A 13,278-nucleotide genomic window follows, 5' to 3' on the forward strand; every position below is an offset into this window, starting at 1 on the left:
TATGACCAAACTCGCCCAGACGCTCGGGCTGACCGAAGTCCAGACCGAAATCATCGCCACCGTCCGGCAATTCGTCGAAAAGGAAGTCATCCCCAACGCGGTTGAACTCGAACGCGCCGACACCTACCCGCAGGCCATCGTCGACCAGCTGCGCGACATGGGCCTGTTCGGGCTGATGATCCCCGAGGAGTACGGCGGCCTGGGGGAATCACTGCTGACCTACGCCCTATGCGTCGAAGAGCTTGCGCGCGGGTGGATGAGCGTGTCCGGGGTGCTCAACACCCATTTCATCGTGGCGTACATGCTGCGCCAGCACGGCACCGACGAGCAGAAGCAACGCTTCCTGCCGCGCATGGCGACCGGCGAGACGCGCGGCGCCTTCTCGATGTCGGAACCCGAGCTGGGCTCGGACGTCGCCGCGATCCGGACCCGGGCCCGACGCAACGACGACGGCACCTACACGATCGACGGCCAGAAAATGTGGCTGACCAACGGCGCCACCGCGACACTGGTGGCGACGCTGGTGCGCACCGACGAGGGCTCCGACAAGCCGCACCGCAACCTGACCGCCTTCCTGGTCGAGAAGCCGGTCGGCTTCGGCGAAGTCGTTCCGGGCCTGCGCATTCCGGGCAAGATCGACAAGCTGGGCTACAAGGGCATCGAAACCACCGAGATGATCTTCGACGGCTACCAGGCCGGCGCCGATGACGTCCTCGGCGGGGCCACGGGGCAGGGCTTTTTCCAGATGATGGACGGCATCGAGGTCGGCCGGGTCAACGTGTCGGCCCGCGCCTGCGGCGTCGGGCTTCGCGCTTTCGAGCTTGCGGTGCGCTACGCACAACAACGCGAGACATTCGGCAAGCCGATCGCCGAGCACCAGGCCATCGCGTTCCAGCTCGCCGAGATGGCGACCAAAGTCGAAGCCGCACACCTGATGATGGTGAACGCGGCGCGGCTGAAGGACTCGGGGGAACGCAACGACGTCGCCGCCGGAATGGCCAAGTACCTGTGCAGCGAGTACTGCGCCGAGGTCACCCAGCAGAGCTTCCGGATCCACGGCGGCTACGGCTATTCCAAGGAATACGAGATCGAGCGGCTGATGCGCGACGCGCCGTTCCTGCTGATCGGCGAGGGAACCAGCGAAATCCAGAAGAACATCATCAGCAAGCGACTGCTCGCCGAATATCGGATGTGAAACGATGAGCGTTCCGGATTTCGCTGCGCGGCCGCAACTTTCCGAGGACGTTGCGCGCTTGATCCGCAGCAGGATATTCGATGGCACCTACGCCGCCGACTCGTACGTCCGGCTGGATCAATTGGCAGCGGAGTTGGGCATCAGTGTCACGCCGGTGCGCGAGGCGCTGTTCGCGCTGCGCGCCGAGGGTTTGATCGCCCAACAGCCGCGCCGGGGTTTCGTGGTGCTGCCGGTCACCGGACGCGATGTCACCGACGTGGCGAACGTGCAGGCGCACGTCGGCGGCGAGCTGGCCGCGCGGGCCGCGCTCAACATCACCGACGATCAGCTACGCGAGCTCAAAGAGATCCAGGCGCAGTTGGAGAATGCTTATGCCGGTGACGAGCATGAGCACACCGTCGGCCTGAACCACGAATTTCACCGGGCCATCAACATCGCCGCCGATTCGCCCAAGCTGGCGCAGCTGATGTCGCAAATCACCCGCTACGCACCCGAATCGGTGTTTCCCGCCATCGAGGGCTGGCCCGAGCAGTCGATGAGGGACCATCGTCGGATCTTGTCCGCGCTGAAAAAGCGTGACGGCGAGCTGGCGCGCGCGGCGATGTCGGAGCATCTCGCCGCCGGCGCGGTCCCGTTGATCGACCACCTCATCGCGCGCGGGGTGGTGACCGGCGGGGACGGATCGCCCTAGCTGGTACCGTCGCCGCCATGGTGGCGAAAGGTGTGCCGATAACTCTGCGGCGGCACGCCGGCCACCCGGCGAAACTGCTCACGGAAATTCGTTGTCGACGCGAAACCCACTTGACGCGCGATCTTTTCGATGCTGTCGGAGGTTCTCTCCAACAGTTGCTGCGCGTGCCTGATCCGGACGTTGTTGACCCATTGCATCGGCGTCTGGCCCGTCTCGTGCTTGAACCGGCGATTGAGCGTCCGCTCGCTACTGGCCGCCCGGCGCGCAATGTCGCGCAACGCCAGCGGCCGGTGCGCGTTGTTCTCGATCCACACCAGTAACTCATCGAGTTCGGTGCTGGACATGCGGCGGTTTCGGATGATGAATTGCGCCTGGCCACCGCTGCGGTGCAGCGGGGTGACGGCCAGGCGGGCGGCATCGGCCGCCGCGGCCGACCCATAATCGCGGGCGACCAGGTGCAGGCACAGGTCAAGTCCCGCAGACGCTCCGGCCGAGGTGAGGATCTGGCCTTCGTCGATGTAGAGCGCGTCGGCGTCGACCCTTACGGCCGGGTAGGTCGCCGTCAGCAGTTCGGCCGCCAACCAGTGCGTGGTCGCCCGCTTGCCGTCCAGGATTCCCGCGGCGGCCAAGGTGAAGGCGCCGCTACAGATCGATGCGATCCGAATGCCCTTTTCGTACGCGGACTTCAGCGCGACGATCACGTCGTCGCGAACCGGTGCCGCGGCGTCGTTTCGGCCCGGCACCACGATGGTGTCGGCATCGCCGAGCTCAGCCAAGCCGTGGTCCGTCGCGATCCGGATCGGTCCCGCTGTAACGACGGGTTCGCAGCCACACACGCGCACTCGGTAGCCCGGCGCGCCGTCCTCGAAGAAGACCCGGCCGAACACCTCAATCGCAATGGCAAGGTCGAACGCGATGGCATCGGGCTCAACCAGAATCGCGACAGCATGCATGGGTTGGCAATATACCGGCGCAACGTGGCAATCCAGCCACTGTTCTCCGGTGCGGCGATGGGTGACCATAGCCGGGTGCATGCGCAAATCGTGTTGTACGACGGGTTCGACCCGTTCGACGTCATCGCTCCGTTCGAAGTCCTGGCCGCCGGTGCCGAGATGGTCGCGGGCGACCTAGCGGTGACGTTGGTGGCGGCCGAGGGGCCCCGCGCCGTGATCAGCGGTACCCGCGGGCTGGCGCTGGCCGCCACCGCCGCGATCGATCCGGCTGATCGCGGCTGGGTGATCGTGCCCGGTGCCAGCGGACCGACCGTCGGGGATCCCGACGACGGTGTCGACACCATCCCGGTGGTCTTGGCCCGGGCGGCCCAGACCGCGCTGACCCCGCTGTTACACAAGGCCGCTGCCAACCCGGAGGTGATTCTGGCCGGGGTGTGTGGCGGCTCGATCATCATGGCGATGTCCGGACTGATCGAAGGCCGCCACGCGGTCACGCATCATCTGGGGTTGGAGCTGCTCGAGGCCGCAGGTGTGCATCCGGTCGCGGCCCGTGTCGTCGACGATGGAGATCTGATTACGGCGGGAGGCGTGACGTCGGGCCTCGATCTCGCACTGCATCTGCTTGATCGTGGCTATGGTCCTCGAGTCGCGCACGCTGTCGAGCAACTCTTCGAATACGAACGGCGGGGCACGGTATGGCGACCGGTGGGCCGGGAACCGCTGGAGGTTTAGGGTGAGCATCCAGGGCGACTGGGACGTGACGATCAAGACCCCGATCGGCACGCTGGCAGTGCTGTACGCGTTCACCGAGTTGCGCGGTGGGCTGACGGGCACCGCGACGTACAGGGACGAAACGGTTGCGTTGCAAGACTTTACGAGCGAGTCGACCGAGGGTGGTACCCGGCTGCGGTGGCGACAGGGGGTGACCAAGCCGATGCGGCTGAATCTGGCCTTTGACGTGCTCGTCACGGGTGACGTTCTGAGCGGTCACTCGCGTGCCGGTCGGCTACCGAAGTCGGCGGTATCCGGAGCTCGTCGGTAGGCATCGCCTTCTCTTGTAGCAAAGCCCACTGCGGCATACGCTGCCATCAGGGTGGGCAACGAATGGAGAAGGAGATGGCTCCAGCGTCTCGTGCCGTGGCCGGATTCGTTGCGTGCGTGACAGCGATCGCATTCGCGGCGCCCGCACATGCCGACCTACTCGACCCGATTCCCGGCAACGGCGTGTTTGTCGTGGGGCCCGATATCGCGCCGGGGCTCTACCACACGGGCGGCTCGGGTTCGGCCTTCGGCGTGTGGATAAACAATGTGCCGACCCAGGACTCGATGTGTTCGTGGTTCACCTACAGCACGCCCGATGCGAACAAGGACCATGTGCTGCAGACGAATACCTCCATCGGTCCGATGTACGCGAACATCAATTCCGCGGTCAAGGCCTTCGAGTCGCAGAATTGTCAACCCTGGACGCGGGTCCCCTAGGGCTGATTCGCGTCGATCAACATCTGCCGCAGCCGGCGGACGTCGACCTTCCCGGTGCCGCCCCGTGGAACGTCGTCGCCGGAGTGCAGCAGCAGCCACACCGTGGGTACCTTGAAGGCGCTCAGCAACTTTCGCGCCGACGCATGAAGTTGGTCGCGGGTGAGCGCGTCGTCGCATACCACCGCCGCGCCGACCCGTTCGCCCGCGGCGCCGGGCACGCTGGTGACAAAGGCGTGGTCGACCCCGTCAATGGTGCGCAGCGCGCGCTCGACCTCGCTGGGGTAGACGGTCGCTCCGCTGACCTTGAACATGTCGTCGGATCGCCCGTGGTAGAACAGGAATCCCTGCTCGTCGAGGTGGCCGAGGTCACCGGTCGAATAGAAGCCGTCGGGGGTGAAGAGCTCTTCGCGCCGGCGCCCGCAGATGCCCCGCAGCGTGTGCGGTCCACGGATCTGGATCATGCCGGCGGTTCCCGTCGCGACGGGCATACCGCTTTCGGGGTCCACGATGCGGACTTCCATGCCGGGAAACGGCTTTCCGCAGCTGCCCCACGCCGTGGCGGGCATGTCCGTGTCGGCGGGGTAGCCGCAATACGGCCCGAATGCCTCGGTCATGCCGAACAGCGTCGCGCGCGCCCCGGGCCGAGCGCGCTGCTCGGGCGGCAACAGGGCTTCCAGGCTGCCGGGTCGCAGCGCCGAGAGATCCACGCCGACCGAGCCGGCGTGCCGCGCAAGCGCCTCGGCCTGATCGGGCCAGCCACGAAACAGGGTGACCCGTTCGCGCTCCAGCAGTCTCAGCGTGGTTTCGGGCCGGGGCAATTCTTCGGTCACCAGGGTGGCGCCGGCAAGCAGGACGGACAGGATTCCGCTGCCGAACCCGCCCACCCAGAAGAACGGCATCGGCAGATACAGGCGCGTTTCGCCGCTGATGCAGCGCGCGGCCAGCCCCGATTGCACGGCGCCCAGCGCATTGCCGTGGGAGTGCAGGACGCCCTTGGGTGATCCGCTGCTGCCCGAGGTGAACATGATGACCAGCGCGTCGGCGGGGGTGACCGTTTCGGTCATGGCATCGATGATCCGGCGGGCCCGGTCACTCGCGGGGGCGCTGTCGAGCTGATCGGTCGACCAAACCTGTTGCAACGCCGGAATTTCGGACTCGGGCACCGCCTTGAGGTCGTCGAGGTAGCGATGGCCGCGAAACTCTTCGACGCTCACCAGGAACTGGACGGCGGCGACCCGCAATTGCGCGACGAGTTCGCCGGCCTGCAGCAGCGTGCTCAGCGGCACCAGGACGGCGCCGATGCGTGTCAGGGCGACGGCGATCTGTACCCAGCGGGTGCCGTTGGGCATGATCAACCCGACCCGGGAGCCCTTGCCCACGCCCGCTTCCACAAACACGGCCGCCAGTTCCCTTGTGGTGGAGTCGAGTTCGCGGTAGCTGAGCCGCGAGGTGGGATCGATCACCATCGGTGTATCCGCGTCGTGCCGGGCCCGAAACCGCACCAGTTGGTCGATGGTGCTAGGCATCGAAAAGCTTTCTCAGCCGCCGCGTGTCGACCTTGCCGCTGGACAACAGCGGGACATCGGCGCGGGACAGGGAGACAAACCGTTTGGGAATCTTGTACGACGACAGCTCCGCCTTGAGCCGTTCCCGCACGGCCGACTCGTCGAAATCCGGCTGCACGACCACCGCCGCGACCAGCTCTCCCCGTTGGGTATCGGGCACGCCCACCACGTAAGCCTCGGCGCCGGTGACCCGGGTGATCGCCTGCTCGACCTCGGCCGCCGAGACGTTGGCGCCCGCCGTCTTGACCATCGCGCTGAGCCTGCCGACGAAGTAGACGAATCCGTCGTCGTCGGTGCGCACCAGATCGCCGGTGTGAAACCAGCCGTCGGCGTCGAAGCACTCCTCGCGAGAGCGCTTGTAGTAGCCCTGCATCACGTACGGTCCGCGGATGCAGAGTTCACCGACTCCGGAGGCGTCCTGATCGACGATCATCGTCTCGAAGCCGGGCGCGGGCTTGCCGAATGATCCCCGCCGCGTCTCGGGCTGGTCGGATTCGTCCTCGCTGATCAGGACGACGCTGCCGGCCTCGGTCATCCCGAGCATGTTGTGCCGCAGCTCCGGGTCGGCGGGGCGGGTGTCGGGGGCCATGATCGGGTAGAGGTTGCCGCGCCGCATCGACGACAGATCACGCTCGGCGTAGCTGGGGTGCTCGGCGAGGTGAGCGATGCCGGCCGCGAACCCGTTGGTCATGGTGGGTCGTTCGGCCTCCAACAGGTCGAGCGTGGCCCCGGCGTCGATGGCGTTGGAGCAGACCAGGGTTGATCCGGCCACCAGGGTGGCCAGCAGGCCGAACGCGAACCCGCCGATCCAGAAGAACGGCGAATTGCAGAACAGTTTGTCCGAAGCGGTCAGGCCGCGGATCGCGTTGAGGTTCCGCTGATGTCCGAGCAGTGCGCCATGCGTATGCACTACCCCTTTGGGGGCACTGGTTGACCCGGACGTGTAGACGATCGCCAGCGGATCGCAGTCGTAGACAACGTCTTCGCTCGCCCGCAGCAGCGCCACGTCGACGCTGCCGGCCAGCGCGCGCACCGCGTCGTGCGCAAACGCCACGTGGCGCAGCTGCGGCACCGCGGCGCAAAACAAGCGGTCGCCGAAATCGAGGTCGGCCCGCGGAATCACCTCGGACAGTCGCTGCACATAGTCGTGGGACCGAAAAGACCCGGCGCTCAGCAGGATTTGGACGTCGCTGTCGACCAGCTGCTCGCGCAGTTCCCGGGCGGTGACGAACGTGGAGAACGGGACTACCACGGCACCGATTCGCGCCGCCGCCAGCATGCCGACGACGAAGTCGCTTCCGTTCGGGTGCAGGAGGCCCACATGGGTTCCCTTACCGGCGCCGAGGGCCATCAGGCCGCGGGCGAGCTCCGCCGATCGGTGATCGGCTTCGGCGTATCCGATGCGGTCGCCGTCGCAGACCAGCAGCGGGTGATCCCCGCGCGCCCGGGCCTGCTGTCGCAACGTCGCGGCGACCGTCACAGGATCAGCGCGCATGGTTGCGCGGCGCCGCGAGCTCGCGGAAGTGTTCCTGGATCGCGCCGAGATCGGGTTTTCCCGACGGCGTTCGCGGAATGGCGTCGACGATCGCGATCTCGGTCGGAATCTCATAGCGCGCCAAGCGCTCTCGCAGATGCACCACCAGCGCGTCGGCGTCGGCCGCACCCGGCTCGCGCAGTTCGACCATGGCGACCGGCGTCTCTCCGAGCCGCTCGTCGGGCCGGGCGATGACCGCCGCGCCGGCCACCGCGGGGTGGCTCTCCAGCGCGGCGCGAACGTCGTCGGGCATCACCTTGAAGCCGCCGCGGATGATCGCCTGGTCGGCGCGGCCGACAATCCAGAGGAACCCGTCGGCGTCGATGCGTGCCATGTCCGTGGTTCGCATCCATTGCGCGGCCGGTCCCAGCTGGCCCGGCTTGACCTCCAGCAGGCCGACTTCGTCTGGGCCGAGCAGTGTTCCGTCGTCGGCTACCACCCTGAGCTGGGCGCCCGGATTGGCCCGTCCGACGCTGCCTCGTTTGGCTCGCCAGTACCGCTGATGGTCGGGAAGGGTCCAGCCCGCCACGCCGCCCCCGAACTCGGTTGCGGCATAGGAGGTCAGCACCGGGATGCCGTACTTATCGGTGAAGGCGTCGGCATCATCGGCCGACAGCGGCGCCGTGCCGCAGGTGACGGCCCGGACGCTGTCCAGGTCGGCCGGCGACACGTCCGAGTGCAAGACCGTGCGCAGGGCCGCCGGTACCAGCGATACGGCGCGGGGCCGGTGGGTGCGCACCGCGTCGACCCATGCGTTCAGCTCGAATCGCTCCAACAGCACGAACGGTCGGGCCTCGGCGATGCATTGCAGCACGCGGAATACCCCGCCGATGTGCACCAGCGGCGAGTTCACGATGGCGACGCCGCGCCGCAGCTCGGTGGGTGCCGGCGCGCGGTCGGGTTCGGAGCCCATCACGCTGCGCGCCAACATGTCGTAGGTCAGGTCGATTCGCTTGGGTGGACCCGTCGTGCCGCTGGTCAACATGCGCACCGCGACACCGGTCGACGGGCCTGGCTCGGCGCCGGGTTGCCCGGACACGTCGACGTCGTCGGCCGGTCCCGAGATCGCGACCGTCGGGATGCCCGGCGTCACCAGCGCCGTCAGATCGTCGCGCTCGCCGACGATCAATCCAAGCTGCAGCCTCGCGACATCGGCCTTGGTGCGCTCGTCGCCGCGCGACGGGTTGATGACCACAACGGTTCCGCCGCCCAGCAGCACACCCAGAAAGGCCGCCACGTGCCCCGGCCGGTTGCGCAGCAGCATCCCGACCTCGGCGCCGGCGCTCAGGCCGGCGATGCGCTGCGCCAGGGTGCCGACCTGCTCCCACGAGATCCATTGGCCGCCATACTCGATGGCGCGTGAGTCTGGTTCGAGGTCGAGCACATCGGCGATGCGTTGGATGAGCGGGTGACGCGGCATCAGCGGATCTTCGGTGTGCGTTTGGTGGCCCCGTCGCCGGGAATCTTCTGCGCGGCCAGTTCCGCGGTGCCGAGCGGGTTTCCCAGCCGGGTGTAGATGAGGCCCTGTTCCAGCGCGGCGCGATACGGCTTGTCCAGCGACTCCCAAATCGCTTTGACCGTGCCCTGAGTCGCCGTTGGCGGCTTGGCGGCGATGGTCGCCGCGATCTCGTGGGCGCGATCCCAGAGCTGGCCGGAAGCGACGACCTCGGAGACCAATCCGATGCGCAGCGCGGTGTCGGCGCTGACCCGCTCGTCGTTGCCCATCAGGGCGATGCGCAGCGTCTCGCCGAGGCCGACGCGGCGCATCAGGCCGATCGGCTCCAGCGCGCAAACCAGGCCGGCCGACACGTGGGAGTCGAAGAACGTGGCGTCTTCCGAGCAGATGACCACGTCGGATTCGTTGATGAAGTAGAACGCGCCGGCGGTGCACATCCCCTGGACCGCGCAGACCACCGGCTTCCACATTTTCTGCCATTTGGGACTCAGGGCTTCGCCGGGATCTTCGTGGTTCCAGATGTTTTCGGGCTGCCCATAGGGCGTCTTGATGTCCAGTCCCGCGCTGAACGCCCGGTCGCCGGCGGCGCGCAGCACCACCGCGTGCACGGACTCGTCGAGTTTGACCGTGTGCCAGGCGCGGGCCATCTCCTCACACATGGTGCGGTTGAACGCGTTCAGCTGCTCGGGCCGGTTCAGGGTGATGGTGGCGACGTGATCGGTGGCGTCGACCTCGAGCAGGATGGTTTCGAAACTCATCGGCTTGTTCACCGGCATTGCCAATTCGGCGTGCGCTTCTCGACGAAAGCCTTGGGCCCCTCGGCCGCGTCCTCGGTCCGCAGCACCCGCTCACGGAAGGTTTCGGCGAGTATCTCCGCCTCGTGCAGCGGCACATTCAGGCCCTTGAGGATCGCCAGGCGGGTGCCCCGGACGGCCAGGGGCGCATTGGAATTGACGATGTCGGCGATCTCGTGGGCCCGGTCCAGCAGGCGGTCGTGCTCGACGACCTCGCTGATCAGTCCCAGCTCATAGGCGCGCTCCGCGCTCATCCGCTCGTGCTTGCCCATCAGGGCCATCCGCAGGGCGATCGAGCGGGGCAGCACGCGGGATACCCGAACCAGTTCGCGGCCGGCCACCAGTCCGATGCTGACGTGCGGATCGAAAAAGGTTGCCTGCTCGGAGGCGATGACGATGTCTGTCGTGGTGACCCAATCCATACCGGCGCCACAACAGATTCCGTTCACCGCGGTCAGCACCGGCTTGGCCGTGGTGCGAAAGGGCGGCGTGCCCTCCTGCGGAGCCTCCCATTGGTCATACGTCGACAGGTACGGCCGCTCGTAGATCACCTTGCCGTCTTCGGGGATCTCCTTGACGTCGGCGCCGGTGCAGAACGCGCGGCCGGTGCCCGTGACGATGGTCAGCCAGACGTTGTCGTCGTTTTCGGCCTCGTCGTAGGCCGCCCGCAGTTCGGTGATCATGTGCGGGCTGAGCGCATTGAGGGCGTCCGGGCGATTGAGGGTGATCGTGGCGGTGTGCCCGTCGACCTCGTACTTGATGGTGTCGAACGAATCAGTGGGCATCGGTCATCCCTTCGCTTTGCAGTGAACGTCGAGTGTGGGGCGTATGGACGTATTCGAGGCAGTTCCCGTGCGTAGGTCCCGCGCTCGACGCCCGAGAGCTAGCGTCCACGAAAGTCCGGATCCCGCCGCCGCCGGAAGGCCTCCAAGCCCTCTTTGAAATCGCCTGTCCGGCAAGATAACTCCAGATTGAACAACTCCTGGTTCAGCGACTGGCCCAGCGTCGCATGCTGTCCGAAGTTCATGGCCTGCTTGGCCAGCCCGATCGCCGCCGTCGGACCGGAGGCCAGCCGGGCAACCAGCTCCTCGGCGGCGCGGTCGAGGTCGGGGCCGCTCACCGACTGGTGAATGAGCCCCCAGTCGGCCGCGTCGTCCCCGCTCACCTTCTCACCGAGCAGCAGCATCCGCCGGGCCCGCGCCAGGCCGACGAGCCGCGGCACCAGCCAGGTGGACCCCGAGTCCGGGCTGAAGCCGCGGTCGAGGAACGGCTCCCAGAACACCGCGTCGTCGGCGGCCACGGTGAAGTCAGCGGCCAAGGCGAGATTGCAACCGAATCCCACGGCCCATCCGCGCACGCTGCACACCACCGGCAGCTGAATGCCGGCGACGAGTTCGATCACGCGGTGAGCGGCATGGGGAACCCGGCGCACCAGATCACCGGTGCGGGGACGTTGGCCGCCGGGATCGTTGGCGGCCACCCAGTCGGAGCCGGCGCAGAAATCGTCTCCGGCCCCGCGGAGGTGTACGGCGCGCAGCGAGTCGTCGGACGCGGCAGCGGTCAGAGCTTCGACCAGAGTCCCGATCATCAACTGCGTCAACGAGTTACGCCGGGATGGGCGACCAAGCGTCACCCGTAACACTGCACCGTCTCGGTGCACTGTTACCGACCCCTCGGCTCCGGCCGCACCGGCCCCTTGACTCACCGTTGATCCGGCCTTTCTCCGCCGATACGGTTACCCATACAGTAGGCAATACGATTGATACGCTGTATAAGTTAGCAAGGATACGCTGCCTGCGAAACTACCCAGGTGAAAGAGAGAATCATGGCCCGCGCCGACGACGATGCAGAGCGTAAGCGATGAGGAGGAGTGGCGCCGATGGTCGCGCCGACGACGATGCAGAGCGTAAGCGATGAGGAGGAGTGGCGCCGATGGTCGCGCCGACGACGATGCAGAGCGTAAGCGATGAGGAGGAGTGGCGCCGATGGTCGCGCCGACGACGATGCAGAGCGTAAGCGATGAGGAGGAGTGGCGCCGATGGTCGCGCCGACGACAACGCCAGATTCGGCGAGGCGCCGCTTGACCAGACCGTGGCCGCCGCCGCCGCCATGCGCCGCCTGAGCTCGCTGCTGGTGTCGCTGGAACATCCGCACCCGGCGGTGGATGCCATGTTGGAGAAGTTCACCGAGTGGGAGCGCGAGTTGTCGGCCGCCGCGCCGGCGGACAACTCACCGCGCATCGGCGAACTGCCCGACGATCCCCGGCGCGTCTACCTCAATCACGCCACCGACATCGGCGCCTACAACCCGTGTTTCCCCGAGTACCGGTTCACCGAATTCGATGCCGAGAAGGCAACGGGAGGAGTCGAATTCCCGGTGATCTACGAAGGGCCACCGGGACTGGTGCACGGCGGATTCCTGGGCGTCTTCTTCGACTGCGTGATCCAGCACCACAATTGCGTCACCGGCCTTTCCGGCAAAACCCGGTCCTTGGCCGTGACGTTCCGCAGACCGACACCGGTGTTGACGGAGCTGCGATTCGACATCGCGCGCTCGGAAGGCGAACGGGGTATCACGTCGACCGCGCGACTGTGGCTCGACGACGAAGTGCTGTGTACGGGCGAGGTCAACACGTTGGCGTCACGGCCCGAGAAGCTTGCCGGATCGCGGTTCGGCAGGCGCCGAAAGGAGTCCGACAAATGACCGCTTCGAGCACCTCTGACGATCGCGTGCTCTTCGACATCGATCACGACCGGCGCATCGCGACGGTCACGCTGAACAATCCCGAACAGCGGAACTCCTATGACGCCAGCATGCGCGAGGCCGTCGCCCGTTGCCTGGACCGGGTGGCCGATGACGACGACCTCACGGTGGTGTTGTTGCGCGGAGCCGAGGGAGTCTTCTCCACCGGGGCCGACATGAACAATGCGTACGGCTGGTACGGCGACAAGGTCAAGGCGTCCGACGATGCGGCAGCCAAGCGTCGACCGAGTCAGCGTCGACGACTTGCCGTGGACCGCAAGTCTTTTGGCTTCTATCACAATTTCATGGGTTTTCCCAAGGTCACGGTGGGGGAGATCGCCGGCTACGCGCTGGGTGGCGGCTTCGAGATGGCCCTGATGACCGACATCTCCGTCATCGCGCGGGACACCAAGATCGGCATGCCGGCAACCCGCTTCCTGGGCCCCGCGCTGGGCAGCTTGCACATGTTCTTCCACCGGCTCGGCCCGGTGCTGGCGCGACGCCTGCTGTTGACCGGTGACATCATCGAGGCGGGCGCGATCGAACATCTCGGAATCTTCACGGACACCTGCGATCCCGGCGCGGTGACCGCCCGGGCGCGCTACTGGGCCGAGAAGGCGGCGAAGATGCCGGCCGACGGGGTCGTCATCGCCAAGGAGGCGTTCCGGCTTGTCGAGCAGAGCCAGGCGTATCAGGGTGAGGAGGTCGCCAGCTACCTGTTCCACGCCTTCGGCACCAACCTGCAATTCGGGCCGGGCGAATTCAACTTCGTCAAGACCCGCGCCCAGCACGGCGCCAGGGAGGCCTTCCGGCTACGCGACGAGCACTTCCACGTGCCCGAACCCGAGGCGTGACAAGCGGTTTCGGTT

General features: G+C 66.8%; 14 protein-coding genes. 7 read left to right on the top strand and 7 right to left on the bottom strand.

Features of this window, described 5'->3' with window-relative positions; all coding sequences use genetic code 11:
- Position 1: 1 nt before the first annotated feature.
- Together OCU_RS33095 and OCU_RS33100 are read left to right on the top strand one after the other, a co-directional pair.
- A complete protein-coding gene (locus tag OCU_RS33095; RefSeq protein ID WP_009952871.1) occupies positions 2 to 1,195 on the top strand; it encodes an acyl-CoA dehydrogenase family protein in 1,194 nt (397 codons plus the stop codon).
- A gap of 4 nt (positions 1,196 to 1,199) precedes the next feature.
- Positions 1,200 to 1,886, top strand: coding sequence for a GntR family transcriptional regulator (locus tag OCU_RS33100; RefSeq protein WP_009952873.1), 687 nt, complete (start codon positions 1,200 to 1,202; stop codon positions 1,884 to 1,886).
- On the opposite strand, the gene OCU_RS33105 is transcribed toward OCU_RS33100, so the two are convergent.
- On the bottom strand, positions 1,883 to 2,839 hold the full coding sequence (locus tag OCU_RS33105; RefSeq protein ID WP_009952874.1) for a GlxA family transcriptional regulator: 957 nt from the start codon (positions 2,837 to 2,839) through the stop codon (positions 1,883 to 1,885). The two genes, OCU_RS33100 and OCU_RS33105, sit on opposite strands and share 4 nt — an antisense overlap.
- A 75-nt stretch (positions 2,840 to 2,914) precedes the next feature.
- Here OCU_RS33105 and OCU_RS33110 point away from each other — a divergent pair, with 75 nt between their 5' ends.
- The 3 genes from OCU_RS33110 to OCU_RS33120 all read left to right on the top strand — a co-directional run bounded on the left by OCU_RS33110 (position 2,915) and on the right by OCU_RS33120 (position 4,318).
- Positions 2,915 to 3,571 (top strand): DJ-1/PfpI family protein, encoded by a 657-nt coding sequence (locus OCU_RS33110; RefSeq protein ID WP_009952875.1) that lies wholly within the window; start codon positions 2,915 to 2,917, stop codon positions 3,569 to 3,571.
- Between the two features lies 1 nt (position 3,572).
- Positions 3,573 to 3,881 (top strand): hypothetical protein, encoded by a 309-nt coding sequence (locus tag OCU_RS33115; RefSeq protein ID WP_009952877.1) that lies wholly within the window; start codon positions 3,573 to 3,575, stop codon positions 3,879 to 3,881.
- 74 nt (positions 3,882 to 3,955) lie between these two features.
- Positions 3,956 to 4,318 (top strand): hypothetical protein, encoded by a 363-nt coding sequence (locus OCU_RS33120; RefSeq protein ID WP_026071500.1) that lies wholly within the window; start codon positions 3,956 to 3,958, stop codon positions 4,316 to 4,318.
- On the opposite strand, the gene OCU_RS33125 is transcribed toward OCU_RS33120, so the two are convergent.
- From OCU_RS33125 to OCU_RS33150, 6 genes are all read right to left on the bottom strand, one after another.
- Complete coding sequence (locus tag OCU_RS33125; RefSeq protein WP_009952881.1) at positions 4,315 to 5,844, bottom strand: class I adenylate-forming enzyme family protein; 1,530 nt, start codon at positions 5,842 to 5,844, stop codon at positions 4,315 to 4,317. The genes OCU_RS33120 and OCU_RS33125 overlap by 4 nt on opposite strands.
- A complete protein-coding gene (locus OCU_RS33130) occupies positions 5,837 to 7,378 on the bottom strand; it encodes a class I adenylate-forming enzyme family protein (RefSeq protein WP_029384217.1) in 1,542 nt (513 codons plus the stop codon). Before OCU_RS33130 ends, OCU_RS33125 begins: the two co-directional genes overlap by 8 nt.
- A complete protein-coding gene (locus OCU_RS33135; protein ID WP_009952883.1) occupies positions 7,368 to 8,837 on the bottom strand; it encodes a class I adenylate-forming enzyme family protein in 1,470 nt (489 codons plus the stop codon). Before OCU_RS33135 ends, OCU_RS33130 begins: the two co-directional genes overlap by 11 nt.
- Entirely contained in the window at positions 8,837 to 9,649 is an 813-nt protein-coding gene (locus OCU_RS33140) for an enoyl-CoA hydratase/isomerase family protein (protein ID WP_014379612.1), read from the bottom strand. Before OCU_RS33140 ends, OCU_RS33135 begins: the two co-directional genes overlap by 1 nt.
- Entirely contained in the window at positions 9,640 to 10,452 is an 813-nt protein-coding gene (locus OCU_RS33145; protein WP_009952885.1) for an enoyl-CoA hydratase/isomerase family protein, read from the bottom strand. The genes OCU_RS33140 and OCU_RS33145 overlap by 10 nt, the downstream gene beginning before the upstream one ends.
- 98 nt (positions 10,453 to 10,550) lie before the next feature.
- Positions 10,551 to 11,372, bottom strand: a complete 822-nt coding sequence (locus OCU_RS33150) for an enoyl-CoA hydratase/isomerase family protein (protein WP_029384221.1) — start codon at positions 11,370 to 11,372, stop codon at positions 10,551 to 10,553.
- Between the two features lie 314 nt (positions 11,373 to 11,686).
- Here OCU_RS33150 and OCU_RS33155 point away from each other — a divergent pair, with 314 nt between their 5' ends.
- Both OCU_RS33155 and OCU_RS33160 read left to right on the top strand, forming a co-directional pair.
- A complete protein-coding gene (locus tag OCU_RS33155; protein ID WP_009957718.1) occupies positions 11,687 to 12,370 on the top strand; it encodes a hotdog family protein in 684 nt (227 codons plus the stop codon).
- Complete coding sequence (locus OCU_RS33160) at positions 12,367 to 13,263, top strand: enoyl-CoA hydratase/isomerase family protein (RefSeq protein ID WP_009957717.1); 897 nt, start codon at positions 12,367 to 12,369, stop codon at positions 13,261 to 13,263. Before OCU_RS33155 ends, OCU_RS33160 begins: the two co-directional genes overlap by 4 nt.
- Positions 13,264 to 13,278: the final 15 nt, after the last annotated feature.

The organism is Mycobacterium intracellulare ATCC 13950 (assembly GCF_000277125.1).
Lineage (GTDB): Bacteria > Actinomycetota > Actinomycetes > Mycobacteriales > Mycobacteriaceae > Mycobacterium > Mycobacterium intracellulare.

What these genes read in the sequence shown, in the direction of transcription:
- OCU_RS33100 (WP_009952873.1), top strand. Translation starts at nt 1,200, where the DNA reads ATGAGCGTTCCGGATTTCGCTGCGCGGCCGCAACTTTCCGAGGACGTT.
- OCU_RS33130 (WP_029384217.1), bottom strand. Translation starts at nt 7,378, where the DNA reads ATGCGCGCTGATCCTGTGACGGTCGCCGCGACGTTGCGACAGCAGGCC.
- OCU_RS33095 (WP_009952871.1), top strand. Translation starts at nt 2, where the DNA reads ATGACCAAACTCGCCCAGACGCTCGGGCTGACCGAAGTCCAGACCGAA.
- OCU_RS33155 (WP_009957718.1), top strand. Translation starts at nt 11,687, where the DNA reads ATGAGGAGGAGTGGCGCCGATGGTCGCGCCGACGACAACGCCAGATTC.
- OCU_RS33140 (WP_014379612.1), bottom strand. Translation starts at nt 9,649, where the DNA reads ATGCCGGTGAACAAGCCGATGAGTTTCGAAACCATCCTGCTCGAGGTC.
- OCU_RS33125 (WP_009952881.1), bottom strand. Translation starts at nt 5,844, where the DNA reads ATGCCTAGCACCATCGACCAACTGGTGCGGTTTCGGGCCCGGCACGAC.
- OCU_RS33135 (WP_009952883.1), bottom strand. Translation starts at nt 8,837, where the DNA reads ATGCCGCGTCACCCGCTCATCCAACGCATCGCCGATGTGCTCGACCTC.
- OCU_RS33120 (WP_026071500.1), top strand. Translation starts at nt 3,956, where the DNA reads ATGGCTCCAGCGTCTCGTGCCGTGGCCGGATTCGTTGCGTGCGTGACA.
- OCU_RS33105 (WP_009952874.1), bottom strand. Translation starts at nt 2,839, where the DNA reads ATGCATGCTGTCGCGATTCTGGTTGAGCCCGATGCCATCGCGTTCGAC.
- OCU_RS33145 (WP_009952885.1), bottom strand. Translation starts at nt 10,452, where the DNA reads ATGCCCACTGATTCGTTCGACACCATCAAGTACGAGGTCGACGGGCAC.
- OCU_RS33160 (WP_009957717.1), top strand. Translation starts at nt 12,367, where the DNA reads ATGACCGCTTCGAGCACCTCTGACGATCGCGTGCTCTTCGACATCGAT.